Raw genomic sequence first — 24,072 nt, forward strand, 5'->3', positions numbered from 1 at the left:
CGCCGCATGACCGCGACGCTCACCCCGGAGAAGTACGACGAGGTCACCGAGGCGCTCAAGGACGTCATGGACCCCGAGCTCGGGGTGAACGTCGTCGACCTCGGCCTCATCTACGACCTCGCCTGGGACGACGAGAACGACGCCCTGATCATCCACATGACGCTCACGAGCGCCGGATGCCCGCTCACCGACGTGCTCGAGGAGCAGACGGCGCAGGCGCTGGACGAGGTCGTCGAGCGGTTCCGCATCAACTGGGTCTGGATGCCGCCGTGGGGTCCGGAGCGGATCACGGACGACGGGCGGGACATGATGCGGGCGTTGGGCTTCGCGATCTGAGATCGCGTATAGAGCACTGCGCGATCTGAGATCGCGTATGGAGCACTGTGCGATCTGAGATCGCGTATCGAGCACCGCGCGATCTGAGATCGCGTGTGACGTGCACGGAGGGCCTGGGGGAGACCCCGGGCCCTCTGTCGTCTGTAGGCTCGATCGGGTGAGCACCACCCCCCTCGACGCCCTTCCCCTCGACCAGCTTCGACGCCGCAGCAGCACGAAGTGGGCGAGGTATCCCGAGGACGTGCTGCCGCTGTTCGTGGCCGAGACGGACTTCGCGCTGGCGCCGGCGATCACCGAGGCGCTGACGGCGGCGGTGCAACGCGGCGACACGGGATACACGCCCCCGCGCACGCGCCTGCCCGAGGCCTTCGCGAGCTTCGCGGAGCGCCGCTTCGGATGGACGGTCGATCCCGCCCGGGTGCGCACGACGTGCGACGTGATGATGGGGGTCGCCGAGCTGCTGCGCGCGGTGACCGATCCCGGCGATCGTGTGATCGTGACGCCGCCGGTCTACCCGCCGTTCTTCGCGGTGAACGAGGAGTCGCGCACCGAGGCGGTGCGGGTGCCCCTGCTGCGCGAGGGCGACGGCTGGCGCCTCGACCTCGGAGGCATCGAGGACGCCTTCGCGCGCGGTGCGAAGGCCATGCTGCTCTGCAACCCCCACAATCCCACCGGCACGGTGCATGACCGCGCGACCCTCGCCGAGCTCGCCCGCATCGCCCATCGGCACGGCGGATGGATCATCAGCGACGAGATCCACGCGCCCCTCACGCTGCCCGGTGCCCGGTTCACGCCGTTCCTCGACGCCGCCCCGGAGGCGGCCGAGGTGGGCTTCGCGCTGACGAGCGCGAGCAAGGCGTTCAACCTGGCCGGGCTGAAGTGCGCGTTCGCGGTCACGGCGGCGGAGGCGCCGGCTCGCATCGTCGCCGCGCTGCCGGACGAGGTGGAGTGGCGGACGTCGCTGTTCGGCGTGATCGCCGCGGTCGCTGCCTTCGACGAGAGCGACGGCTGGCTCGACGCCCTCGTCGCGCGTCTCGACCTGAACCGCTTCCTGTTGCGGGACCTGCTCGCCGAGCACGTGCCGGGCGCCCGGTACGCGCCGGGGCAGGCCGGCTACCTGGGCTGGGTCGATCTGAGCGCCCTGGGCTGGGGCGACAACCCCGCCGTCAGGATCCTGCGCGAGGCACGGGTCGCGCTGCACCTCGGGCCGCTGTTCGGCGACGAGGGGCGCGGGCATGTGCGGATCAACTACGGCACCGGGCCGGAGATCCTCACCGAGGCCGTGACGCGCATCGGCGCGCTCGCCCGATGAGCATCGATCCACGCGGGTTCTCCGGGCCGATCCCGATGGCGCCGCCCGACAAGGGCGCGTCGATCTGGGATCCGCGCGTCGCCTGGGTGACGGTCGGGTCGGTCGCGCTGATCTTCCTCGCGGCGCTGACGTCGCTGGCCCTGACGACGGTGATGCCGATCGTGAGCGCGGATCTCGACGGTGACGCGCTGTTCGCCCTCGCGTTCTCGGGGACGCTCGCCACCGGCGTGATCGGGATGGTCGCGGCGGGTGCCTGGTCGGACCGGTCGGGCCCGGTGGCGCCGCTGTACACGGCCGTCGGCCTGTTCGTCGCGGGACTGCTGATCGATGCGGCGGCGCCCACGATGGAGGTGCTGGTGGTGGGCCGTCTCATCACCGGCCTCGGCTCCGGGGCGCAGGTCGTGGCCCTGTATGTGGTGGTGGCCCGGATGTACGCCCCCGCTCTGCACGGCCGGGTGATGGCGGCGTTCTCGGCGGCGTGGGTCGTGCCGTCCCTGGTCGGCCCGCTGCTGGCAGGTCTGGTGACGGAGCACCTGCACTGGCGCTGGGTGTTCGCCGGGCTCGCCGCGCTCACGGTCGTGGCGATCGCGATGATCGCGCCGCGGCTGCGGGGGCTGTCGGGCGACACCGCCGCGGTGCACGTGCCGGGTGTCGCACGCCGGCTCGCCCTGGCGACCGTCGTGGCGGGTGCCGCGCTCGCGCTCGGGTTCGCCGGCGAGCTGAGCGCGTCGGTGTCACCGGGAGCGGGCTGGATCGTCGCCGCGGCGTCGGTCGTCGTGATCGGGGTGGCGGTGCTGCCGCTGCTGCCGCGCCGCACGCTGCGGATGGGGCGCGGGCTGCCGAGCGTCATCCTGATGCGCGGCCTGATCGCCGGCGCTCTGTTCGGCGCCGAGGTGTACGTGCCGTATCTGCTGATCGACCGGTTCGGCTTCTCCGCCTCGCTCGCGGGCCTCGGTCTCACGGCCGCGGCGATCGCCTGGGCGGTCAGCGCCCACGTGTCGGGCCGTCACGGCGACCGGATCGGCAACGCGCGCATCGCCGTCGTCGGGGTCGCCCTGCTGCTGACGGCGTCGGTCGCCTGCGGCCTCACGGTGCTGCTGGGGCTGCCGCCGGCCGTGCCGATCCTGTGCTGGTCGTTCGCCGGCTTCGGCATGGGGCTGATGTACCCCCGCCTCACGGTGCTGACGCTCGCGTACTCGAGCGGGGCGAACCAGGGGTTCAACTCCTCCGCGCTGCAGATCAGCGACTCGGTGGGCGCGTCGGCGACGATCGCCGTCATGGGCCTGGTCTTCACCGCGCTGCGCGGAAGCGGAGCGGAGTTCGCCGTCGTCTTCGCTGTGGCGGCGGTGCTGACGCTGCTCGCGCTGCTGCCGGGCCTCCGGCTAGGGCACGCGCGCGAGCTGGGCTAGCGCCCGGGGAAGGTAGCTGAGGCTCGCCTTACCTGCGTAGACTGGCTGCCCGTGACCAGCACCGCCGAGCCCCTCGTCCGTCCCGCCTACCGGCCGTACCGGGCGATCGTCGAATCGGTGGAGCGCCTGACCCCGCACTTCGCGCGCATCGTCTTCGCGTGCGACGACTTCGTCCACTTCGGCACGGCGGGCCTCGACCAGCGCATCAAGGTGCTGTTCCCCTTCGCCGACGGGTCCCTCTGCGACGTGGGGCAGGACGACGAGGCGCGCCGGGCGGAAGGCGGCTGGTACGACGCGTGGCGGGCGCTGGACGACGAGCAGCGCAACCCCTTCCGGACGTACACGGTGCGGCGGATCGATCCCGACGCCCGAGCGCTGACGATCGACTTCGTCGTGCACCACGACGCCGGGCCCGCCGGCACATGGGCGGAGGGCGCGCGCGTCGGCGAGCAGCTGGTGATCGTCGGCCCGGACGAGCGCAGCCCGCACTCTCGGACCGGCATCGACTGGCAGCCGGCGAACGCCTCCCGCCTGCTGCTGGTGGGGGACGAGACCGCGGTGCCGGCGATCGCGAGCATCCTCGACGCCCTTCCCGCCGATCGCGTGGCGGATGTGTTCGTCGAGGTGCCGAGCCGCGCCGACACGGGCGTCTTCGCGGCGCCCGCCCACGCCGACGTGCGCTGGATCTCTCAAGAGCGGGAGGGGCTGCCCGATCGCGAGCATGGGGAGGGGCTCATCGAGGCCGTGACGGCGTGGGCCGCCGAGAGCGGCGAGATCCTGTCGCTCGCCGCCGCGCCGCGGCCGCAGGTGCTCGCAGACGTCGACGTGGATCGCGAGCTGCTGTGGGACAGCCCCGGGACCGGCCAGGACGGTCCGATCGACGGGGAGTTCTACGCCTGGATCGCGGGCGAGGCGGCGACCATCAAGCAGCTGCGCCGACTGCTCGTGTCCGGGCACGGCGTCGACCGCCGTCGGGTCGCCTTCATGGGCTACTGGCGTCGAGGGATCGCCGAGCGCACGGGCTGACCGCGCTGCGGGCACCCGCTCGGAGCTCACCCGGTGAACGCGCTGAGGCCGGTGATCGACCGGCCCACGATCAGCGAGTTCATCTCGTGCGTGCCCTCGAACGTGTAGACGGCCTCGGCGTCCGCGAAGTACCGGGCGAGGTCGGTGTCGACGCGGATCCCCTCGGCGCCGCCGATCTCGCGCCCCAGCGCGACCGTCTCGCGGACGCGGTCGGCGGCCCAGGTCTTGGCCAGCGCGGCGACCGGCTCGGTGAGCATGCCGCGGTGTCTGAGGTCGGTGAGCCGCACGGCGAAAGCGAGCGTGGCGGTGGCGTTGCCGAGCATGCGCGTGAGCTTCTCCTGGATCAGCTGGAACCCCGCGATCGGGCGCCCGAACTGCTGTCGCCGCAGGGCATAGGCGAGGGCCGCCTCGTACGCACCGGCCTGCATGCCCGCGGCGTTCCAGCCGATCACGTAACGCAGGCTGCCGAGGATGGCCGCGACGTCGCGGAACGAGGAGATGCGGCCGAGCCGCTGCGACTCCGGGACGTGCACGTCGTCCAGCACGATGTCGGCGTTTCGCACCATGCGCAGCGCGATCTTGCCGGTGATGTCGGAGAGGGCGACGCCCGGCGCGTCCCGCGGGACCAGGAAGGCCTTCGCGTCGCCGTCGGAGCTGTCTCGGGCCACCACGACGATGACGTCGGAGATCGCCGCGTTCCCGATCCACCGCTTTCGTCCCGTGATGCGCCAGCCGTCGCCGTCTCGCGTGGCCGTCGTCTCCAGACCGCGGGCGACGTCCGAGCCGTGGTCCGGCTCGGTGAGCGCGAAGCAGCCGGTGTAGTCGAACCGCCCGATGAGGGGGTCGAGCTCGGCGACCTGCTCCGCGGTGCCGCCCTCTCGGACCACCGTGCGGAACATGCCCACCTGGCCGCCGTAGAGCGTGCCGATCGACGCGTCGAAACGCTGGAACTCGAAGTGCTTGAAGCCGACGTAGTAGGGGCTCGGGTGCCCGCCCTCCCGCAGCAGCGCGGGATCGTCCTCCAGGTCGAGCGCCGCGAGCTCGCCGCGCAGGTGCTCGGGGCAGTGCGCCGCCTCCCACCACTGCGCCAGCTGGGGACGGGCGCGCCGGTCGAGCAGCTCCCGCAGGGCCGACAGCTTCTCGCGCTCGACGTCGTCGAGCAGCTCCTCGCCGTAGCCGAGCAGATCGGTGGCGGGGGACGGGGTCATGCGGTGGCGGCCTCTCGCTCGCGCGCCGCCTCGGCTTTGAGACGCGGCAGGTCGACCTTGCCCGCGCCGGAGCGTTCGAGACTCGCGCGCACCATCACCAGGCGCGGCTTCTTGTAGCCGGCCAGGCGGTCGTCGACGAACGAGAGCAGGCGGCTCACGTCGATCTCGGCGCCGGGCGTCGGGGCGACGGCGGCGCTCACGATCTCGCCGAATCGCGGGTCCGGCAGCCCGAAGACGACCGCGTCGTCGACGTCGGGGTGCGCCAGCAGGGCCGCCTCGACCTCGGCGGGGAAGACCTTCTCGCCTCCGGTGTTGACGACCGCGCTGAGCCGCCCGAGCAGCTCGATCGTGCCGTCGCCGCGCGCACGGGCCCAGTCGCCCGGGACAACGTAGCGGTGCCCGCGGATCGCGAGGAAGGTCTCGGCCGTCTTCGCGGGATCGCCGTAGTAGCCGCGCGGCAGGATGCCGCGGTACCCCACGAGGCCGAGCGCGCCGGGCTCGATGGTGATCTCGCGCAGGTCCTCGTCGAGGAGCACGGCATCGGGGGTCAGCACGAGGCGGGCCGGAAGGTCGGCGGCGCTGCGGGTGGTGCCGAAGGCGTACGGGCCGCCCTCGCTGGACGCGAACATGTCGACGATGGTGAGGTCTCCGAGGGCGTGCAGCCTCCGCTTCACGTCGTCGCTGAACCTCATGCCGGAGCTCACGATGGAGTCGACGCCCGGCAGCCCGTCCCCCCGCTCCGCCGCCTCGGCGAGCGGAAGGGCGAGCACGTCGCCGGCGACGATGAGGCGCGTGGCGCCGTGTTCGCGGATGAGCCGGTAGGCCTCGTCCATGTCCATCCGCGGGCGGGCGTGGAGGACGATCGTGCCGCCGATCGCGAGCGTGCCCGTCGTCGTCGACTGGGCGGTGCCGTGCAGCAGGGGGCTCAGCGGCAGGGTGACGACGCGCCGACGATCGTCGGACACGGCGATCGACACCGCCTCCGACAGCGTCTCCGGGGGCTCGACGCCGATCATGCCCCAGGTGGACTGGCGGCGCGCCACGAGCAGCGTGTCGACCTCCCAGACTACGGCCTTGGGCGCGCCGGTGGTGCCGCCGGTGTAGAGCCGCAGCTCGGCGCCGCGCGGTGCCGTCGCCGGCATCCGGCCGCCGCGCGCGACGAGGTCGCGGTACGCGATCGCGCCCGGGATCTCGTCGCCGCCGTCGTCCACGCTGACGAGCGCGGTGCCGAGGCCGTCAGCGGCCTCGGAGGCGACGCCCCCGAGCGAGGTGGGGGCGACGAGGACGCGGCAGTCGGAGTCGACGAGCAGGGCCCGCACCTCGCCCGCACGGTAGCGGTAGTTGACCGCCACCGGCGCGACGCCGATCGAGAGGCACGCCCAGGTGAACGCCAGGTACTCGGGACGGTTGTACAGGATGGTCGCCGCCGCGTCGCCCAGCCCGAGCCCGAGGTCGTCGCGGAGGTGCCGTGCGAGCGCCGAGGCCTCCGCGTGCAGACGGGACCAGCTCGTCGTCCCGTCGGCCGTGATCACCGCCGGGCGGTCGGGCACGGCGCGGGCGATGCCCTGCCACAGGTCGCTGTAATGCGGGGCGCTCATGCCGCGCCGCCCCGGCGGCTGGGCGGACCGGAGAGCTGCGCGCGGGATGCGAACCGCTCGCGCCACGACGCGTCGATCGCGGCGGCCGTCCAGCCGCCGTCGGCGTAGTCGGTGTCGAGCACGTCGGGGTGCGAGTAGAGCGTGAGCCGGTCGCCGCCGATGCCGATCGCCTGGCCGGTCACCTCGTCGGAGGCGGCGGACGCGAGCCACACGACGAGGGGGGAGACGTCCTCGGGGCCGCCCAGCGCGTGGTCGTGCCGGAACTCGTGCGGCACCGGCTCGCCGGCCTGGAACCTCTCCCACACCTCGGCGTAGGCGGGGATCGTGGCGGTCATGGGGCTGAGCGCCGTGGGGATGACGGCGTTGGCGGTGATGCGGTCGCGGGCGAGCTCGAGCGACCACGTGCGGGTCATCGCCACGATGCCGGCCTTGACGGCCGCGTAGTTGGTCTGGCCGAAGCTGCCGAACTGCCCCGCCGGCGAGCCGATCAGGATCAGGCGCCCGCCCTCTCCCTGGGCGCGCATGGCGCGCGCGGCGGCGCGCACGGTCGTGAACGTGCCGCGCAGGTGCGTCTCGACGACGAGGTCGAAGTCGTCGTCGCCCATCTTCCACAGCACGCGGTCGCGCAGCACGCCGGCGTTGGCGACCAGGACGTCCAGCCGCCCGAACCGCTCCAGCGCGGCGGCCACCAGGGCGTCGGCGGTGTCCGCGGGCCCGACCGCGCCCGGGGCCGCCGCTGCCCGGCCGCCCCGCTCCGCGATCTCGGCCACGACCCGCTCGGCGCTCTCCGCATCGACGTCGTTGACGACCACGGCCGCGCCCGCGTCTGCGAGGGCGAGGGCGTAGGACCGTCCGAGGCTGCGCCCGGCGCCCGTGACGATCGCCACGCGGCCGTCGAGCCGCACGTCCGCGGTGTTCACGGCGCCGCTCGCCGCGTCCCCGCTCATCGCCTCGCCGCTCATCGGTAGTGCCTCAGGATCAGCTCGGCCGCCACGGCGGGCTTGTCCGCGCCCTCGACCTCGAAGACCAGCGCGAGCGCGACCTGCCATCCGCCCTCGATCGCGGCGACGTCCGCGACGGTGCCCGAGACGCGGATCCGGCCGCCCGACGGCACAGGATGCGGGAACCTGATGCGATTGAACCCGTACACGATGCCGGTCGAGGTGCCCTCCACACGGTAGATCTCACGGAGGTGGGGGACGACCATGCTGAGCGTCAGGAGCCCGTGCGCGATCCGCCCGCCGAACGGCGACGCCGCTGCGGCCTCCGCGTCGACGTGGATCGGGTTGTCGTCGCCGGACAGCTGTGCGTAGAGGTCGATGTCCTCCTGCGGGATCGCTCTCCAGGTGGAGGGTCCGAACGTCCGTCCCGCGATGTCTCCGACATCCTCGATCCTGGTCTGGAGGCGCGCGGCGTTCGTCATCTGGACTCCTTCGTCGATCCGGGACGCCGGCGACGGCCCATGGCGTCGTCACCGTGCGTCGAGTCGGGGCGGCGACGTCGCCGTCCCGATGCCGATCGTGTCCCGGTGGAAGGGGCGTCGCGACCGGGATTTCAGTGAGAGGAAAACGCGTTGACGACCAGCGCGGCGTCGGCGACCGTCGTGCGTGCCGACCGCGACGATGCGGTCGCGAACCGAGAGTGAGGTCGACGATGATCAGGAATCTCGTGGTGACGGCACGGCGCGGCAGACGCGCGGGTGCCGTGGCGGGCCTCGCGGCCGCGGCGCTGGCGCTGGCGGCGTGCGGCGGTTCGCCGGAGGCGGCCGGCGAGGGCGGAGAGGGGTCGGGCGAGCTCGCGGAGATGGTCGTCGTGAGCTTCCTGCCGCTCGAGTCGTTCACGTTCACGCCGGAGATGTACGCGTACGCGGGCGGCTACTTCGAGAAGCACGGGCTGGACGTCGAGCTGCAGGCCGTGCAGGGCACGTCGGCGGCGATCCAGGCGCTGCTCGGCGGGTCGGCGACGCTGACCCGCGCGAGCACGGTGGACCTCTTCCCGCCGCTCGAGCAGGGCCAGCCGCTGACGGCCGTCGGCACGATGGCCTACAAGTCGAACGTCCGGGTCGTCTCGTCCACCGAGAACCCCGTCGAGTCGCCCGCGGACATGGCGGGGGAGACCATCGGCATGGGGTCGATCGGCGGCACGAGCGAGAAGCTCCTGAACCTCGCCCTCGACGCGGAGGGAGTGCCCCGCGACGAGGTCGCACGGCAGGCGGTGCCGGTCACGGCGGCCGCGTTCGAGCTCGTCAAGCAGGAGCACCTCGCGGGCTACATCGTGAGCCTCGACACGTCCATGCAGATCGCCCAGCAGAACGAGGACGCGGTCGTCACGGACGCCGGGCTGGGCGGATCGCCGGACATCCAGACGTGGATCGCGACAGAGGACACGCTCGCCGACCCGGAGCAGGCAGAGAACGTGCGAGCGTTCCTGGCGGCGATCGAGGAGGCGGTGCAGGACGTCATCGACGACGCGGACAACGACTTCGCGAACGTCATCGAGACGCTGCGCTCGAGCGGCGACTTCACGTTCGCGGCCCTCGACGACGACGAGGTCGCCCAGGGCGTGCTGGAGATCTACACGAGCCAGACGTGGGTCTCGCCCGACGGCGACACGGCGCTGCTCGAGAACGACCTCGACGCGTGGCAGTCCGCCTACGACACGTATGTCGAGGCCGGCTTCCTCGAGGGAGGCGCGGACCCGGGCGAGTGGATCACGGAGGAGTACCTGCCGGAGGGCTGACCTCCGGCAGGTCCTCGGGCCGCTCTCGCCCGCCCGCGGGGGCGGCCCGAGCCCACCGGCATTCCGTCGCGCGGAATCGGGGCTCGACGCCGGGTGCCTCGCGTTCGGATAGTGGGCGTGTGCCTTCCGGCAGCGGGAGGCGTCCATGACGCGATCGGAGGACCCCATGTCGACGGCCATCATCGATCCCACCGCCAGCGCCCGAGCCGATGCGGCCCAGGCGGCGGCGGGCGACGCGACGGTCTCCTCCGTGACCGGGCTCCGCGTCGGTCTGCTCGAGAACACCAAGCGCAACGCCGCGCAGATCCTCGACGCGGTGGGGGATGCGCTGGTGTCCGGGCACGGGGCGGGCTCGCTCGTCCGGCGCACCAAGCCGCAGTTCGCGATGCCTCTCAGCGAGGAGCAGATCGAGGACCTGGTCGCCGCCTGCGACGCCGTCGTGGTGGGGGTGGGCGACTGCGGCTCGTGCAGCGCCGCGGCCGTCGCCGACGGCATCGCGCTGCAGCGTGCCGGCGTGCCGGTCGCCGTGATCTGCACCGAGGCCTTCGCGCAGACCTCCCGGGCGATGGCGTCGCTGCAGGGCGACGCGTCGTTCCCCTTCCTCACGACGGAGCACCCGGTGGCCAATCTGGCCGCGGGGGAGATCTCCGGGCGAGCCGGCGGGATCGCCGACGACGTCGTGCGGGCGCTCACGGGCGCCGCGCGATGAGCGGTGCCTCGACGGTCACGGAGGCCGACGCCGCCGAGCTCGATCCGGTGGCCGCGGCGCGGGTCGGGGAGTACCTGTTCGAGCGCGGCTGGACGGACGGGCTGCCGGTGTTCGCCGCGACCGAGGAGGCGGTCGCCGAGTTCCTCTCGCACACGGACCGCGATCCCGATGAGATCGTCGCGCGCCTGCCGCAGGTGGGCCGGGTGGCGACCGTCCGGGACGTCGCGACCCACGCGGTGATGGCGGGCTGCCGGCCCGAGTACCTGCCGGTGGTGCTCGCCACGTGGGATGCGCTGGCGGCCGAGAGGTCGGCGGTGGGCGGCGCCTGGCAGTCGACCAGCGGGCCCGGCCCCCTCATCGTCGTGAACGGCGATGCTCGCGCCGAGCTGGGCATCAACTCCACCGGCGGCGTCTTCGGGCCAGGGTTCCGCGCCAACGCGACGATCCCGCGTGCCGTCGGCCTGACCGTGCGCAACACGTTCGGGATCCTCCCGCACGAGCTGGAGCAGGCCACGCAGGGCATACCCGGGCGGTGGTCGATGTGCATCGGCGAGGACGAGGAGGGCAGCCCCTGGGAGCCCCTGTCCGTCGAGCTGGGACTGCCGGAGGGACGCAGCGCGGTGAGCGCCGTCCTGCTGCGGACCAGCGAGTTCGTGGACAACAGGCACTTCCACTCGCCGGAGGAGGTGCTGCGCGACTTCGCCGACACGATCCAGCGCTCTGGCTCGTGGATCTTCCGCCACTCGTCCGTCGGCATCGTGATGAACCCCGAGCATGCGCGGCTGCTCGCCGACGCCGGCATGTCCAAGCAGGACGTGCGGGACTGGCTCGTGGCGCACAGCGGACGCACGGAGGCCGAGCTGGCACGGGTGGGCAAGGCGCTGAGCGGCCGCGGCGGCGAGTCGTTCGCGCCCGACCATTTCCACCCGGTGTTCGCCGACGCGAGCCCGTCGAGCCTGCCCATCGTGGTGGCGGGGTCGCGCAACGCGGCCATCTCGATGATCGTCCGTGTCTTCTCCACCTGGTCGGGGCGCGCCTTTCCGGTCCACTGAGCGCACGCGACGACCGCAGCTTTCCGCCGGCCGGAAGGCGCCTGTCGCGCCGTGCGGCGCCGGTGGGACCATCGTCGTGCGGCGCAGAGGCGCGTCGCACGACGATGGAGACGAGGCGCTTCGCGGGCGCGCGTGACGGTGTCGCGCGAGGCGTGCGGCCTCGGCGAGGGAGCGACCCATGGGCACTGCGGCGCCGGAAGCGGGGCACGCGGGAGCCGACGAGCCCTCGGCAGACGGGGCGTCTGCGGAGGAGACCTCCACCGACGAGACGCGAGCCGGCGCGAAGCGCACCGCGGCGGCGCGGATGCTCGCGCTGCTCGAGGCCTTCTCGCGGGGCGGGGGCGCGCTGACGCTGTCCGAGATCAGCCGCTACGCCGATCTGTCGCTCACCACCGCCCACCGGCTCGTGCACGAGATCCTCGACTGGGGTGGCCTCGACATCGACGACGCCGGGCGCTACCGGCTGAGCCGCAAGTTCCTCGACCTCGCGTCGACCTCGACACAGGCGCTGAGGCTGCGCGAGACGGCGCTGCCGCATCTGATCGACCTGCACCGGATGACGGGCTTGACCGTGCACCTCACGACGCGGGACGGCGGCGAGGTCGTCTACCTGGAGGCGTTGCGCGGGCATCCGAACTACACCGGCGAGAACCGCATGGGGGGCCGGCTCGCCCTGCACGTCACCGCGACGGGCCTCGCGATGCTCGCGTTCGCCCCTGACGAGGTGCTGGAGCGCTACCTGGCGGCGCCGCACCGGGCGTTCACCTCGCGGACCCCCGTGACCGCCGCGGACATCCGCGCCCGGGTCGAGGAGATCCGCCGTCGCCGGTACGCGATCGCCGAGGGATGCCTCGCCGACGGCGCCGGCTCCGTCGCGGTGCCGCTGACGGGTGAGGACGGGCGGATCGAACATGCCGTCGGCATCGTCTACCGGCTGGGCCAGGCCGAGCCCCGACGGCTCGTGACGCTCGCCCGCGCCACCGCCGACCGCATCACCGCCGCGCTCGTGCACGGCACCGCCAGCCCCGACCCGCGCACGATCGCCTACAACCGACGAAAGGCCGGCCTGGCCTGACCACGCCGCGGGTCCTCCGGCAGGCCGGAGCGGCGGAACGCGGTGCCGGTCTCGCGGTCCTCTCCGCCTGCGACGACGGGACGCGCGGCCCGTCGCGCCCGCCGTGCCGGACGCCGGAGGATCGCGGTTCCGCAGGACGGAAGATTTTCGTCCCGTCCCTGTCGGGCGTGGCCAGGATGGACGCCACCGGCGGTCAGAGGCGACCGCGTCACGCGGAGGTTCGAGGGAGAACATGAGCGAGGCTCACACCCGAGCGGGAACGGCACGGCGGCGATGAAGGCGCTGGTCGTCCACTACGGCAGGCTCGTGCTGTCGTCCGTCCTGCTGTTCATCGCGGTCATCACCGTCCTGTTCTTCCTGCTCGAGATCGCGCCGGGAGACCCCATCCAGTCCCTCGTGGGGGATGCCCCGATCTCGGAGGCCTTCCGTGAGCAGATCACCGCGGCGTACGGGCTCGACAAGTCGGTGCTGGAGCGGTACCTGATCTACCTCGGCAACGTGCTGACCGGCGACCTCGGATACTCGTTCGGGTCGAACGAGCCGGTCCTCGGGCTGATCCTGAGCCGCATCCCCAACACGCTGGCGCTGGCGGTGCCCTCGTTCATCCTCTCGACCATCGGCGCGATCGTGCTCGGATCGATCGCGGCGCGCACGCGTCGGCGGTGGCTCGACGCCGGCATCTCCGGCGCCTCGGTCGCGCTGTTCTCGGTGCCGAACTTCTGGCTCGGCCTGATGCTCATCTCGGTGTTCTCGCTGTGGCTCGGCTGGCTGCCCACCCAGGGCAAGAGCCCCTACGGACAGCCGGGCATCTCGTGGGAGTACGCCGTGCTGCCCGTCATCACGATGGCGACCAGCGAGCTCGCCTTCAAGGCGCGCATCATGCGCTCCTCGATGATCGAGTCGCTCGGCCAGGACTACATGGACACCGCCCGCTCCAAGGGCCTGTCGTCGTCCCGGCAGCTGTGGGGCCACGGCCTGCCGAACGCCCTGCTGCCCATGGTCACGGTCGCGGGCTACAGTCTCGGCTTCATGCTCGCCGGCTCCGTGCTGGTGGAGCGCGTGTTCGGCTGGCCGGGCATGGGCCTGCTCTTCGTCGACGCGATCGAGCGCAAGAACAACATGGTCGTCCTGGGAGTGGTGATCTTCCTCACGATCACGATCATCGTCGTGAACCTCCTCACGGACGTGGTCTACGGCATCGTCGATCCGCGCCTCCGAGCGCGGTTCGCCCGACCCGCGAGGAGAGCCGCATGAGCGTCGGACAGAGCGTAGACACCACCGCCGTCTCGGTGGCGCTGACCGGCAAGCCGGGCGGCATCGGCCGGCGCCGGCGCGCGCGGGGCAAGCCCGGATCGGCCTGGGGCGCGTTCCTGCGCAAGCCGGTCACCCGGATCTTCCTGCCGATCGTGGCGTTCTTCGCCGTGGTGGCGATCGTGGGCCCGTTCGTCGTGGGCGACCCGTCGGCGGCGGCGTACCCGAGCGTGATGCCGCCGAGCGCCGAGCATCCGCTCGGCACCGACCACCTGGGGCGCGACTACCTCGCCCGCGTCGTCCACGGGTCGCAGGTGTCGCTGCTCGTCGGGTTCAGCGTCGCCGTGCTCTGCATGACGATCGGCGTCGTCGTCGGGGGCCTCGCGGGCTACTACCGCGGCTTCATCGACGTCGCGCTGGTGAAGGTCGCGGAGTTCTTCCAGGTGTTCCCGGGCCTCGTCGTCGCGCTGGTGGCGGCGGCGCTGATCGGCTCGAACGTCGTGATCATCGTGGTCATCCTGTCGGTGACGATGTGGCCGAGCGTCGCGAGGATCGTGCGGGCTGAGGCGATGCGCATCTCGCAGCTCGGCTACGTCGAGTCGGCGCGCGCCGCGGGCTTCCGGGGGCTGCGGATCCTCTGGTCCGACGTGATCCCGAACGCCATGCCCCCGGTGCTGGTCGCGACCACCATGACCGTCGGGCGGGCGATCCTCGTCGAGTCCGGGCTGGCGTTCCTCGGCGTCGGCGACGCCAACCGGCCCAGCTGGGGAGCACTGCTGAACGCGGCGCAGGCGCACCTGCGCGACGGGTGGTGGCTGGCGCTGTTCCCCGGCCTGTGCATCTTCGTCGTCGTGCTCGCGGTGAACATGCTCGGCGACGCACTGAACGACGCCTTCAATCCCACGATCGGGAGGGTGAAATGACGGACACGAGGCAAGCCGTGCCGCGGGGCGCGGACGGGGCCGGGGAGACCGGCGGTCCGGCGCTGCTCGAGGTCGCCGACCTCCGCGTCGATCTGCCGACGGGGGAGCACGACGAGGTCTGCGCCGTGGCCCGGGTCGGGCTCACGGTGGCGCGCGGCGAGCGGGTCGGCATCGTGGGGGAGTCGGGTTCCGGCAAGTCGGTCACGGGGCGCGCGATCGCGGGGCTGCTGCCGGCGTCGTCGCGTGTGCGCGTGAACGGCTCGATCCGGTTCGACGGGCGGGAGATGCTCGGCGCGCCGGCGGCGGAGTGGGCGCGCGTGCGCCGTGAGACCGTCGGCATGATCTTCCAGGATCCGCTCACCTTCCTGAACCCCGTGATGCGGATCGGACGGCAGGTCGCCGAGTCGGTGCCGAGGGGCACGCCGAGGGAGCGGGAGGCGGAAGCGCAGCGCTTCCTCGCCCTCGCCGGTCTCGAGGACGTCGCGGAGCTGGCCCGCCGCTATCCGCACGAGCTGAGCGGCGGGATGCGGCAGCGGGTGCTGATCGCGATCGCGATCGCCAAGCTGCCGAAGCTGATCATCGCCGACGAGCCGACGACGGCGCTCGACGCGACGGTGCAGGCGGTGGTGCTGAAGACCCTCGCCGAGACCGTGAGCGAGCTCGGCACCTCGCTGATCCTGATCTCGCACGATCTCGCGGTCGTCGCCGGCATGACGGAACGCCTGTACGTCATGTACCGCGGGCGGATCGTGGAGTCGGGCGCGACCGCCGAGGTGCTCGCCCGTCCCCGTCATCCGTACACGCAGGCGCTGCTGCGCAGCGTCCGCAGCCTGACGGACGACGACGAGCTGTACTCGATACCGCCCTCTCTGCGGGCGGAGCTGGCGGCGGAGGTGGACGGCGATGCTGCTTGAGGCGCAGGAGGTGTCGAAGTCGTTCCGGGGACGGCGCGGCAGCGCCGACGTGGTCGCCGTCGACGCGGCGAGCATGAGCGTCGCCCCTGGCCGGTTCGTGGCGGTCGTCGGGGAGTCCGGCAGCGGCAAGAGCACGCTCGCACGCATGCTCCTCGGCCTGATCCCCGTCACCGGGGGCACGGTGCTGCTCGACGGCGAGGACATCGCGTCGATGCGCGGCGAGAGGCTCGCGCACTTCCGCCGCAGCGTGCAGGCGGTGCTGCAGGACCCCGCGGGGTCGCTGAACCCGCGCAAGCGCGTGCGTCAGGCGATCGCCGAGGTGGTGAGGCTGCACCGGATCGCCTCCGGCCCGGCCGCCGTGCGCGAGAAGGTCGTCGAGGCGCTCGAGCTCGTCGGGCTCTCGCCGGGCGAGCAGTTCCTGGACCGCTTCCCCGGGGAGCTGAGCGGCGGCCAGCGCCAGCGCGTCCTGATCGCGCGAGCGATCGTCGTCGGCCCGCGCATCATCGTGGCGGACGAGGCGGTCTCGGCGCTCGACGCGTCGGTGAAGGCAGGCGTGCTGCGCACGATGCGCGACCTGACGGAACGGCTCGGCGTGGGCTACGTGTTCATCACCCACGATCTGCCGGTCGTGAAGAAGGTCGCCGACGAGGTGATCGTCATGAAGTCGGGGCGGATCGTGGAGTCCGGCCCGAAGACCGCGATCTTCTCCGAGCCACGGCAGGAGTACACCCGCACTCTGCTGGCGGCGGCTCCCGTGCTCGAGCCGGCGCGATGACCCGTGCGCGGTCCGGTCGTGCACGTCGGCACCGGGCCGAGCACCGCACCACAGGGGCGAAAGCCATCCCATCCCGACGAAAGAGGCACTCGATGAAGAGTCATACCGGACGAACGGCGGCGCTCGCGCTGAGCGCCGCCGCCGTGCTCGCGCTGTCCGCCTGCACCGGCGACGGCGGCGGAGGCGGAGGAGGAGGCGGCGGGGACCGCGTCTACATCCAGGCGATCGCGGAGGAGCCGACCAGCTTCAACGGCCAGGTCACGAGCGGGCTGTCGCCCACGATGTTCAGCGCGCAGATCTTCGACACCCTGGTGCGGGTGTCCGACCGTTACGAGCTCTCTCCAGGGCTGGCGGAGTCTTGGGAGCTGAGCGACGACGGGCTGACGCTGACGCTGCACCTGCGGGACGACGTCGCCTGGCACGACGGCGAGCCGTTCACGGCCGAGGACGTGAAGTTCAACCTCGAGGAGATCGTCGAGCTGCAGACCTTCGGAGCGCCCCTGGCGGCACGGATCGACACGGTGGAGGTCGTCGACGAGCACACCGCGGTCGTGCACATGACCGAGCCGTACGGGCCCCTGCTGGAGACCCTGGGCATCCAGTTCATCATCCCGAAGCACGTCTACGAGGGCACCGAGTACGTCACGAACCCGGCGAACATGGAGCCGGTCGGCACGGGGCCGATGATGTACGAGTCGTACTCGTCGGGCGAGCAGGTCGTGTTCGTCAAGAACCCGGACTACTGGGAGGGCGAGGTCCAGGTGGACCGCGCCGTGTACCCGATCATGACTGACCCGAACACGCGGGCGCTGGCGTTGTTCGCCGGCGAGGTGGACGAGGCGAGCATCGATCCCTCGCAGCAGGATCGCGTGAGCGAGGACGAGAACCTGGAGCTGCGCACGCGCGGCGTGTTCTCGCAGCTCGTGTCCGTGATGTTCAACGCGCAGAGCGAGTACCTCCAGGACCCGGAGGTGCGCGCGCTGGTGTTCGCGGCGCTCGACCGCGAGGCGATCACCGACACGGCGCTGTCCGGCCTCGGCCAGCCCGCGACCGGGTTCTTCCCCGAGACGCTCGACTGGGCGCGCGATGCCAGCATCGACTTCGACGAGGACTTCCCGCGCGACCTGGAGGCGATCGAGGAGGGGCTGGACGCCGCAGGGTATCCCGTCCAGTCCGACGGCCTCCGGTTCACCCTGGACGTCGAGTACATCACGTCGCTCAGCGAGGTGGCGGCGACGGCGGAGCTCGCCAAGTCGCAGCTCGCGGAGGTCGGCATCGGCCTGAACCTGAACGGCTCCGCGTCCGCGGTGTTCACCGAGCGCGTCTACACGGCGAGCGACTTCGACCTGGCGTTCCTGCGCTCCACGATCGGGGCTGACCCCACGATCGGCATCGCGCGCTGGTACACCTGCAACGACAAGAAGGCCGCGGCGTCGAACCCGTCGGGCATCTGCGACCCGGAGCTCGACGCAGCCGCCGCCGGCGCCGCCGAGAGCATCGACCGCGAGACGCGGGCCGAGTACTTCCATGCCATGCAGCAGCGAGCGCGCGAGCTGATGTACTACGCGCCCGTCGCGTGGTTCGACGGCGCCTTCACCACCGTCAACACCACCCGGTGGGACGGTCTGCTCGACGACACGGGGCGGGTCTCGACCACCCCCTGGCTGAACATGCAGCTCAAGGAATGAGGCGCACGACGAGGGGGCCCGGGATGATCCCGGGCCCCCTCGTCGTGCGTGGTGTCAGCGGCCCGCCGGCCCATGACCGGACAGGACGGTCAGGGCACCAGCGAGACGTGGATCGCCGGGTCGTCCGGGACTCCCGCGAGCACGTCGATGGCGTGCACGACCTCGTCCAGGCCGAACGAGTGCGTGTGGAGCAGGTCGAGCGGGAAGCGACGCGACTCGATCAGCGCGATCGCCTCGTCGATGGAGGTGGACTCCACCCCGCGGGCGCCGACCACGGTGATGCCCTTCTGCACGATCCGGTCCGTCACGAGCTCGATGCCGCGGCCGTGCTTCAGTCCGGCCAGCACCACCCGCCCGCCGGGACGCACGGCCTCGAGCGCGTCCTGCACCGGCTGCGCGGCGTCGGGGGTGAGGTCCAGCACGACGTCGGCGAGCCGTCCGCCCGTGAGCTCTCGCACACGCTCCGGGACGTCCTCGGAGTCGGCCATCACCGCCGAGTCCGCCGCGATCGCGAGCGCGGCGTCGAGCTTGTGGGCGTCCTGGGCGAGTCCCGTGACGATGATCTGCTCGGCGCCCGCCTGCCGCGCGGCGATCGCGGCCGCGATGCCGCGCTGGCCCGCGCCGAGGATGACGACGGTCGCGCCGGGGCGCACGTCGCCCAGGTGTCCGGCCCACCGCACGCCCGCCGCGATGGAGTTGAACATCGCGGCCTCCGCGACCGGGACCTCCGCGTCGATCCGATGCACGACGGACTGCGGATGCAGGTACATGTAGTCGGCGAAGCCGCCGATGAGCGGCGTCGGGCTCTCGAACGGGCGGTACCCGTAGGCGCCGAGCGAGCGCTCGCACGCGACGTGGTTGCGCACCGCGCAGGAGGGGCACTCGTGGCAGGGGACGACCACCTCCACGGCGACCCGGTCGCCGACGCCGACGCCCCAGCGACGCGCGGCGGACCGGCCGATCGCGTGCACCACTCCCATGGGCTCGTGCCCCGGCACCAGGTGGGTGGGCCTGCCGGCGCTGAGGCCCGAGCGCACCTGGGCGATGTCGCTGCCGCAGAGCGCCGCGGCCTCGATGCGGAGCACCGCGTCGTCCTCTCCCACGTCGGGCACCGGGTACTCGACCAGCTCGACGGTATCGGGGCCCGTCAGCAGGGCCGCGCGGGATGTGGTCATGGGCATCGCCTTTCGTCGTGGCCGTCGACATCGACGGCGCGCCGGATGCAGGCATCGCAGCCTGGACACGGGGAGGCTACGGCGACGCCGCGGTCGCGCCAATGCCCGGTTCCGGGGCGCGGAAGGCCGCTCGGCCTCCGTCAGCCGCGGGCGTACCCGCCGACCAGCATCCGCACGCCTCGAGCGAAGTCGGAGGCGGTCTGCTCGACGACCTCGGCCTCTGCCGCCGGGTACGCGCCGAACCGCGCGGCCTGGATGCGCTGCTGCACGAGCGAGGCATGGCCGAGCACGAACTGCAGGAGCACGGTCGCGGCGCTTTGCGCGTCGTCGCCGGCGAGCGGCGCGAGCACTCCGGCGAGGCGGTCGTGGGCGACATCCGAGCCCAGACCGAGGGCCTGCGTGCTCAGGACGATCTCCGCGCCGTCGCGGTAGGCGAGGAGCGCGTCGCGCAGGGCGGACGCGGCGGCGGCGACGTCGGCGGCCGGCTCGGCGGACGGGGCGACGGGCGCCGCGGAGGCGACGATGCGGTCGGCGATGTCGGCGAGGAGCGACTGCTTGTTGTCGAAGTGCCAGTAGAGTGCGCTCGGCTGCACGCCCAGCTCGGCGGCGAGCCGGCGCATCGAGAGGTCGGGCAGCCCGGCGCGCTGCAGCAGGGCCAGCGCGGTGTCGACGATGCCGTCGCGCGTGTGACGCTCGGTGCGCGCGTCACGTGACTCCATGAGGGCAAGTATAGTGAACGGTGTTCAGGTGAACACCGTTCAGTTGAGCGACCTTCAGGAGGAACCCATGGCCCCGTCCCCTCGCCTCGAGGCGCGCGACCTCGCACGGATCGCGATCTTCGCCGCGATCATCGTCGTCCTCGGCGTCGCCGGACAGATCCCGCTGCCCACCGGCGTCCCGGTGACGCTGCAGACGCTCGGCGTGATGCTCGCGGGCGTGGTGCTCGGGCCGGTACGGGGAGCCGCGGCGGTGCTCGTCGTGCTGCTGCTCGCGGCGGTGGGCCTGCCGGTGCTGACAGGCGGCAGCGGCGGGCTCGGCGTGTTCGTCGGCCCCACCGCGGGATACCTGGTCGGCTGGGTGCCGGGAGTCGTCATGACGGGGCTCATCGCACGCGCGGGTCTCGACCGGGTCGTCTGGTGGCGCTCCCTGATCGGATCGATCGTGGGAGGCATCCTGGTCGTCTACGCGTTCGGCGTGCCCGGCACCGCCATCGTCACCGACACCCCGTTGCTCCCGACCGCGGGCGCGAGCCTGATCTTCCTTCCTGGCGACCTGGTCAAGGCGGTGCTGGCAACGGTGATCTCGGCGGCGCTGTGGCGCGCCTACCCGCCGGCCTTCGCGCTGCCGGCGGTGCGTCGGCCGCGCGCGACGGCCGACGCGTGAGCCGTGGCGGACGGGCGGAGCCGGCCGGCTCCGCCATCCGGCTGGAGGGCGTGACGGTCGAGCTCGGCGGCCGCGCGGTGTTGCGGGACGTCACGGCGACGATCGACGCGCATCGCGTCGCCGTGATCGGCGCCAACGGCTCAGGCAAGTCCACGTTCGCGCGCCTGCTCAACGGGCTGGTCGCGCCGACGTCGGGGCGAATCGTGGTGCACGGCCTGGACGTGTCTCGCGACGGAGCCCGCGTGCGCGAGCGCGTCGGGTTCGTGTTCACCAACCCGGACGCCCAGATCCTGATGCCCACGGTGGCCGAGGACGTGGCTCTGTCGCTTCGCGGATCAGGCCTGTCGCGCAGTGAGACGGCCTCGCGCGTCAGGACCGCGCTCGAGCGGCACGGGCTCGCCGAACGCGCCGACCAGCCGGCCTACAGCCTCTCGGGCGGGCAGAAGCAGCTGCTCGCGCTCGTGTCCGTGCTGATCCGCGATCCCGCGCTGGTGATCGCCGACGAGCCCACGACGCTGCTCGATCTGGGCAACGCGCGTCGGATCGGCGATCTCCTGGTCCGGGAGGTGCCCGCGCAGACCGTGATTGTGACGCACGACCTCGAGCTCGCCGGCCGGTGCGACGTCGCGGTGCGCTTCGCCGACGGGCGCCTCACCGAGATCGGACCGCCCGCCGACCTGATCGCCCGGTACCGGGCGGAGTTCGCCGAGACGGGACGAGAGCCTGGTCGATGATCTCGCTCTACCGCCCTGGTGACAGCCCGCTGCATCGCGCCCCGGCCGGCGCGAAGCTGGCGGGGCTGGCGGTGCTCGCCCTGGCGATCTCGCTCGTCGCGCGCACCGTCCCGACCGCGGCCGCCGCGCTCGTGCTGGTCTGCCTCGCCTTCGCGTTCGGCGGCTTCGGTCCGGCGACCTGGCTGCGGCAGCTGTGGGCGGCGCGGTGGATCGTGGTGCTCGTGGCCGCGACCCAGCTCGTCTTCCTGACGCCCGCGGAGGCCTTCGCCAACACCACGCGCGTCGTCTCGGTCGTGATGCTCGCGGGGCTCCTCACCTTGACGACGCGCACGTCGGCGCTGCTCGAGGCGCTGCAGCGGGCGCTCATGCCTCTGCGGCACGTCGGCGTCGATCCGTGGCGGGTCGGGTTCACGCTGACCCTGACGATCGCGCTCGTGCCCGTGGTGGGCGACTTCGCCACGCGCATCCGCGAGGCGCAACGCGCCCGCGGAGTGCGGCTCGGTGCACGGTCGGTGGTGACGCTGCTGGTGATGAGCCTGCGTCACGCCGACGATGTGGCCGACGCGCTCGGCGCGCGAGGCATCGGATGACGCGGCGTCCGGACGACGACACGCAGGGCGGGGGAGCGGCGCCGACCCCGATCCGGGTCGGCGCCCACCTCGTGCACGGCGCCGTCGTCGACGCCCAGACGCGCTGCGCTCACTGGTCCGGCCCGCTGGACGTGCTCGCGATCCTCTTCCCCTGCTGCGGCAGGTGGTATCCGTGCCACGCGTGCCACGAGGCGGCGGCCGATCATCCGGCGAAGCGGTGGCGGAGCGACGAGCACGACCGTCGCGCACTGCTGTGCGGCGTGTGCGCCGGCACGTCCACGATCGAGGAGTATCTCGCCGCATCGGGTTGCGCGCGCTGCGGCGCGGCCTTCAACCCCGGCTGCAGGCTGCACCGGCATCTGTACTTCGCCTGACCCGTCGCGGAACGGACGTTTCAGGCGCTCAGGAACCGATCCCTATACTGGGAGGCTGGCCGCTCGGCCACGACCCCACCCTGGATGCCGCGCCGCGCGCGGAGAACGGATGCGCCGCTGTGCTTGCCGTGCACGACCTCGAGATCCGCGTCGGCGCGCGGATGCTCATGTCGGATGTCTCCTTCCGTGTGGGACCCGGCGACAAGGTCGGCCTGGTCGGTCGCAACGGTGCGGGAAAGACCACGCTGACGAAGGTGCTCGCCGGAGACCTGATCCCCGCGGACGGCCGCGTCGACCGGTCGGGCGAGCTCGGCTACCTGCCGCAGGACCCGCGCTCCGGCGACCCGGAGGAGCTGGCGCGCACCCGCATCCTGAACGCCCGCGGCCTGGGCTCCCTGCAGCAGGGCATGCATGAGGCATCCCTGGCGATGGCGTCGGAGGACGCGAAGGTCGCCGACAAGGCCATGAAGCGGTACGCCCACTTCATGGAGCGCTTCGAGTCGCTCGGCGGCTACACGGCCGAGGCCGAGGCGGCGACGATCGCGAACAACCTCTCGCTTCCCGACCGCATCCTCGACCAGCCGCTGAAGACGCTATCCGGTGGCCAGCGTCGGCGCATCGAGCTCGCCCGGATCCTGTTCTCGGACGCCGAGACCATGATCCTGGACGAGCCGACCAACCACCTCGACGCGGACAGCGTCGTGTGGCTGCGGGAGTTCCTGAAGTCCTACAAGGGCGGTCTGATCGTCATCAGCCACGACGTCGAGCTCGTCGGCGAGACGGTTAACCGCGTGTTCTACCTCGATGCGAACCGTCAGGTCATCGACATCTACAACATGGGGTGGAAGCACTACCTGCGCCAGCGCGTGGCCGATGAGGAGCGTCGCAAGAAGGAGCGCGCCAACGTCGAGAAGAAGGCGTCGGTGCTGCAGCAGCAGGCTGCGCGCTTCGGCGCCAAGGCCTCGAAGGCGGCGGCGGCTCACCAGATGGTGGCCCGGGCGGAGAAGATGCTGGCCGGCCTCGAAGAGGTCCGGCAGGACGAGCGCGTGGCGAAGCTGCGCTTCCCGAAGCCGGCGCCGAGCGGCAAGACCCCGCTCATGGCGTCGTCGCTGTCGAAGTCGTACGGCGCCCTCGAGATCTTCGCCGGCGTCGACCTGGCCATCGACCGCGGCTCGAAGGTGGTGGTGCTGGGGCTCAACGGCGCCGGCAAGACGACCCTGCTGCGCATCCTCGCCGGTGTCGACGAGAGCGACACCGGCCGGATCGAGCCCGGGCACGGTCTCAAGATCGGCTACTACGCCCAGGAGCACGAGAACCTCGACGTCAAGCGGTCGGTGCTCGAGAACATGATCTCGGCGGCGCCGAACCTCAACGAGACCGAGGCGCGGAAGGTGCTGGGATCGTTCCTGTTCACCGGCGATGACGTGCTGAAGCCGGCCGGAGTGCTGTCGGGCGGGGAGAAGACGCGCCTGTCGCTCGCGACGCTCGTGGTCTCGAGCGCCAACGTGCTGCTGCTCGACGAGCCCACCAACAACCTCGACCCCGCGTCGCGCGATGAGATCCTCGGCGCGCTGGCGCACTACGAGGGCGCCGTCGTGCTGGTGTCGCACGATGAGGGCGCGGTCGAGGCTCTCAACCCGGAGCGCGTGCTGCTGCTGCCCGACGGCGTCGAGGACATCTGGAACAAGTCCTACCTGGACCTCATCACGCTCGCGTGAACCGGCGGTGCTGCGGCGGTCAGAGGGGCCCGACGGACGCGTCCGTGGTGCCCCTCTGACCGACCGCCGCTACGCGCGGCGGG

At 72.2% G+C, this 24,072-nt stretch carries 24 protein-coding genes; 18 read left to right on the forward strand and 6 right to left on the reverse strand.

Translation table 11 applies throughout. The features are described from left to right. Positions 1–6: 6 nt before the first annotated feature. From K5S26_RS17480 to K5S26_RS17495, 4 genes are all read left to right on the forward strand, one after another. A complete protein-coding gene (locus tag K5S26_RS17480; RefSeq protein ID WP_221860593.1) occupies positions 7–336 on the forward strand; it encodes a metal-sulfur cluster assembly factor in 330 nt (109 codons plus the stop codon). A gap of 157 nt (positions 337–493) precedes the next feature. Further along, positions 494–1,648, forward strand: a complete 1,155-nt coding sequence (locus tag K5S26_RS17485; RefSeq protein WP_221860595.1) for a MalY/PatB family protein — start codon at positions 494–496, stop codon at positions 1,646–1,648. Continuing rightward, a complete protein-coding gene (locus K5S26_RS17490) occupies positions 1,645–3,057 on the forward strand; it encodes an MFS transporter (RefSeq protein ID WP_246604212.1) in 1,413 nt (470 codons plus the stop codon). The genes K5S26_RS17485 and K5S26_RS17490 overlap by 4 nt, the downstream gene beginning before the upstream one ends. 51 nt (positions 3,058–3,108) lie before the next feature. Continuing rightward, a complete protein-coding gene (locus tag K5S26_RS17495; RefSeq protein WP_221860597.1) occupies positions 3,109–4,083 on the forward strand; it encodes a siderophore-interacting protein in 975 nt (324 codons plus the stop codon). Between the two features lie 26 nt (positions 4,084–4,109). Here the strand turns inward: K5S26_RS17495 and K5S26_RS17500 are convergent, their stop codons facing one another. Genes K5S26_RS17500 through K5S26_RS17515 form a run of 4 tightly spaced genes read right to left on the reverse strand, consistent with a single transcriptional unit; the run spans position 4,110 to position 8,312 of the window. Further along, on the reverse strand, positions 4,110–5,291 hold the full coding sequence (locus K5S26_RS17500; RefSeq protein ID WP_221860599.1) for an acyl-CoA dehydrogenase family protein: 1,182 nt from the start codon (positions 5,289–5,291) through the stop codon (positions 4,110–4,112). Continuing rightward, positions 5,288–6,889: an AMP-binding protein gene (locus K5S26_RS17505; protein ID WP_221860601.1), complete on the reverse strand. Its 1,602-nt coding sequence runs from the start codon at positions 6,887–6,889 to the stop codon at positions 5,288–5,290. The genes K5S26_RS17500 and K5S26_RS17505 overlap by 4 nt, the downstream gene beginning before the upstream one ends. Beyond that, entirely contained in the window at positions 6,886–7,851 is a 966-nt protein-coding gene (locus K5S26_RS17510; protein ID WP_246604213.1) for an SDR family NAD(P)-dependent oxidoreductase, read from the reverse strand. Before K5S26_RS17510 ends, K5S26_RS17505 begins: the two co-directional genes overlap by 4 nt. Further along, a complete protein-coding gene (locus K5S26_RS17515) occupies positions 7,848–8,312 on the reverse strand; it encodes a MaoC family dehydratase (RefSeq protein WP_221860603.1) in 465 nt (154 codons plus the stop codon). The genes K5S26_RS17510 and K5S26_RS17515 overlap by 4 nt, the downstream gene beginning before the upstream one ends. A gap of 230 nt (positions 8,313–8,542) precedes the next feature. On the opposite strand from K5S26_RS17515, the gene K5S26_RS17520 reads away from it, so the two are divergent. The 9 genes from K5S26_RS17520 (at position 8,543) to K5S26_RS17560 (ending at position 18,015) form a co-directional block, all read left to right on the forward strand. Further along, positions 8,543–9,628 (forward strand): ABC transporter substrate-binding protein, encoded by a 1,086-nt coding sequence (locus K5S26_RS17520; protein ID WP_221860605.1) that lies wholly within the window; start codon positions 8,543–8,545, stop codon positions 9,626–9,628. Positions 9,629–9,794: 166 nt separating this feature from the next. After that, positions 9,795–10,337 carry a UGSC family (seleno)protein gene (locus K5S26_RS17525; RefSeq protein WP_221860607.1) on the forward strand — a complete coding sequence of 181 codons (543 nt, stop codon included), beginning with the start codon at positions 9,795–9,797 and terminating at the stop codon, positions 10,335–10,337. Continuing rightward, positions 10,334–11,389 (forward strand): hypothetical protein, encoded by a 1,056-nt coding sequence (locus tag K5S26_RS17530; protein ID WP_221860609.1) that lies wholly within the window; start codon positions 10,334–10,336, stop codon positions 11,387–11,389. Before K5S26_RS17525 ends, K5S26_RS17530 begins: the two co-directional genes overlap by 4 nt. Positions 11,390–11,567: 178 nt before the next feature. Beyond that, positions 11,568–12,464, forward strand: a complete 897-nt coding sequence (locus K5S26_RS17535; RefSeq protein ID WP_221860611.1) for an IclR family transcriptional regulator — start codon at positions 11,568–11,570, stop codon at positions 12,462–12,464. A gap of 273 nt (positions 12,465–12,737) precedes the next feature. Continuing rightward, entirely contained in the window at positions 12,738–13,718 is a 981-nt protein-coding gene (locus K5S26_RS17540; RefSeq protein WP_221860613.1) for an ABC transporter permease, read from the forward strand. Continuing rightward, the gene (locus K5S26_RS17545) at positions 13,715–14,638 is read left to right on the forward strand and encodes an ABC transporter permease (RefSeq protein ID WP_221860615.1); all 924 of its coding nucleotides are present in this window, start codon (positions 13,715–13,717) and stop codon (positions 14,636–14,638) included. The genes K5S26_RS17540 and K5S26_RS17545 overlap by 4 nt, the downstream gene beginning before the upstream one ends. Continuing rightward, the gene (locus K5S26_RS17550; RefSeq protein WP_221860617.1) at positions 14,635–15,552 is read left to right on the forward strand and encodes an ABC transporter ATP-binding protein; all 918 of its coding nucleotides are present in this window, start codon (positions 14,635–14,637) and stop codon (positions 15,550–15,552) included. The genes K5S26_RS17545 and K5S26_RS17550 overlap by 4 nt, the downstream gene beginning before the upstream one ends. Beyond that, on the forward strand, positions 15,542–16,327 hold the full coding sequence (locus K5S26_RS17555; RefSeq protein ID WP_221860619.1) for an ATP-binding cassette domain-containing protein: 786 nt from the start codon (positions 15,542–15,544) through the stop codon (positions 16,325–16,327). Before K5S26_RS17550 ends, K5S26_RS17555 begins: the two co-directional genes overlap by 11 nt. 92 nt (positions 16,328–16,419) lie before the next feature. Continuing rightward, positions 16,420–18,015: an ABC transporter substrate-binding protein gene (locus K5S26_RS17560; RefSeq protein WP_221860621.1), complete on the forward strand. Its 1,596-nt coding sequence runs from the start codon at positions 16,420–16,422 to the stop codon at positions 18,013–18,015. An 89-nt stretch (positions 18,016–18,104) separates the two neighbouring features. Here the strand turns inward: K5S26_RS17560 and K5S26_RS17565 are convergent, their stop codons facing one another. Next, complete coding sequence (locus tag K5S26_RS17565; RefSeq protein WP_221860623.1) at positions 18,105–19,190, reverse strand: zinc-dependent alcohol dehydrogenase; 1,086 nt, start codon at positions 19,188–19,190, stop codon at positions 18,105–18,107. A gap of 140 nt (positions 19,191–19,330) precedes the next feature. Further along, a complete protein-coding gene (locus K5S26_RS17570; RefSeq protein ID WP_221860625.1) occupies positions 19,331–19,909 on the reverse strand; it encodes a helix-turn-helix domain-containing protein in 579 nt (192 codons plus the stop codon). A 67-nt stretch (positions 19,910–19,976) separates the two neighbouring features. Between K5S26_RS17570 and K5S26_RS17575 the strand changes: the two genes are divergently transcribed. From K5S26_RS17575 to K5S26_RS17595, 5 genes are all read left to right on the forward strand, one after another. Next, positions 19,977–20,573, forward strand: a complete 597-nt coding sequence (locus K5S26_RS17575) for a biotin transporter BioY (protein WP_221860627.1) — start codon at positions 19,977–19,979, stop codon at positions 20,571–20,573. Further along, positions 20,570–21,307 (forward strand): energy-coupling factor ABC transporter ATP-binding protein, encoded by a 738-nt coding sequence (locus K5S26_RS17580; protein WP_221860628.1) that lies wholly within the window; start codon positions 20,570–20,572, stop codon positions 21,305–21,307. The genes K5S26_RS17575 and K5S26_RS17580 overlap by 4 nt, the downstream gene beginning before the upstream one ends. Further along, a complete protein-coding gene (locus K5S26_RS17585) occupies positions 21,304–21,897 on the forward strand; it encodes an energy-coupling factor transporter transmembrane component T family protein (RefSeq protein ID WP_221860630.1) in 594 nt (197 codons plus the stop codon). The genes K5S26_RS17580 and K5S26_RS17585 overlap by 4 nt, the downstream gene beginning before the upstream one ends. Beyond that, positions 21,894–22,271: a CHY zinc finger protein gene (locus K5S26_RS17590; RefSeq protein WP_221860632.1), complete on the forward strand. Its 378-nt coding sequence runs from the start codon at positions 21,894–21,896 to the stop codon at positions 22,269–22,271. Before K5S26_RS17585 ends, K5S26_RS17590 begins: the two co-directional genes overlap by 4 nt. 119 nt (positions 22,272–22,390) lie before the next feature. Beyond that, on the forward strand, positions 22,391–23,989 hold the full coding sequence (locus K5S26_RS17595) for an ABC-F family ATP-binding cassette domain-containing protein (RefSeq protein WP_221860635.1): 1,599 nt from the start codon (positions 22,391–22,393) through the stop codon (positions 23,987–23,989). Positions 23,990–24,072: the final 83 nt, after the last annotated feature.

Source organism: Microbacterium marinilacus, assembly GCF_019753765.1.
GTDB classification, from domain to species: domain Bacteria; phylum Actinomycetota; class Actinomycetes; order Actinomycetales; family Microbacteriaceae; genus Microbacterium; species Microbacterium marinilacus.

Excerpts from the sequence above, each read along its gene's own strand:
- K5S26_RS17480 (WP_221860593.1), top strand. The coding sequence starts at position 7 with ATGACCGCGACGCTCACCCCGGAGAAGTACGACGAGGTCACCGAGGCG.
- K5S26_RS17490 (WP_246604212.1), top strand. The coding sequence starts at position 1,645 with ATGAGCATCGATCCACGCGGGTTCTCCGGGCCGATCCCGATGGCGCCG.
- K5S26_RS17500 (WP_221860599.1), bottom strand. The coding sequence starts at position 5,291 with ATGACCCCGTCCCCCGCCACCGATCTGCTCGGCTACGGCGAGGAGCTG.
- K5S26_RS17505 (WP_221860601.1), bottom strand. The coding sequence starts at position 6,889 with ATGAGCGCCCCGCATTACAGCGACCTGTGGCAGGGCATCGCCCGCGCC.
- K5S26_RS17510 (WP_246604213.1), bottom strand. The coding sequence starts at position 7,851 with ATGAGCGGCGAGGCGATGAGCGGGGACGCGGCGAGCGGCGCCGTGAAC.
- K5S26_RS17515 (WP_221860603.1), bottom strand. The coding sequence starts at position 8,312 with ATGACGAACGCCGCGCGCCTCCAGACCAGGATCGAGGATGTCGGAGAC.
- K5S26_RS17520 (WP_221860605.1), top strand. The coding sequence starts at position 8,543 with ATGATCAGGAATCTCGTGGTGACGGCACGGCGCGGCAGACGCGCGGGT.
- K5S26_RS17525 (WP_221860607.1), top strand. The coding sequence starts at position 9,795 with ATGTCGACGGCCATCATCGATCCCACCGCCAGCGCCCGAGCCGATGCG.
- K5S26_RS17530 (WP_221860609.1), top strand. The coding sequence starts at position 10,334 with ATGAGCGGTGCCTCGACGGTCACGGAGGCCGACGCCGCCGAGCTCGAT.
- K5S26_RS17535 (WP_221860611.1), top strand. The coding sequence starts at position 11,568 with ATGGGCACTGCGGCGCCGGAAGCGGGGCACGCGGGAGCCGACGAGCCC.
- K5S26_RS17540 (WP_221860613.1), top strand. The coding sequence starts at position 12,738 with ATGAAGGCGCTGGTCGTCCACTACGGCAGGCTCGTGCTGTCGTCCGTC.
- K5S26_RS17545 (WP_221860615.1), top strand. The coding sequence starts at position 13,715 with ATGAGCGTCGGACAGAGCGTAGACACCACCGCCGTCTCGGTGGCGCTG.
- K5S26_RS17550 (WP_221860617.1), top strand. The coding sequence starts at position 14,635 with ATGACGGACACGAGGCAAGCCGTGCCGCGGGGCGCGGACGGGGCCGGG.
- K5S26_RS17555 (WP_221860619.1), top strand. The coding sequence starts at position 15,542 with ATGCTGCTTGAGGCGCAGGAGGTGTCGAAGTCGTTCCGGGGACGGCGC.
- K5S26_RS17560 (WP_221860621.1), top strand. The coding sequence starts at position 16,420 with ATGAAGAGTCATACCGGACGAACGGCGGCGCTCGCGCTGAGCGCCGCC.
- K5S26_RS17565 (WP_221860623.1), bottom strand. The coding sequence starts at position 19,190 with ATGACCACATCCCGCGCGGCCCTGCTGACGGGCCCCGATACCGTCGAG.
- K5S26_RS17570 (WP_221860625.1), bottom strand. The coding sequence starts at position 19,909 with ATGGAGTCACGTGACGCGCGCACCGAGCGTCACACGCGCGACGGCATC.
- K5S26_RS17575 (WP_221860627.1), top strand. The coding sequence starts at position 19,977 with ATGGCCCCGTCCCCTCGCCTCGAGGCGCGCGACCTCGCACGGATCGCG.
- K5S26_RS17585 (WP_221860630.1), top strand. The coding sequence starts at position 21,304 with ATGATCTCGCTCTACCGCCCTGGTGACAGCCCGCTGCATCGCGCCCCG.
- K5S26_RS17590 (WP_221860632.1), top strand. The coding sequence starts at position 21,894 with ATGACGCGGCGTCCGGACGACGACACGCAGGGCGGGGGAGCGGCGCCG.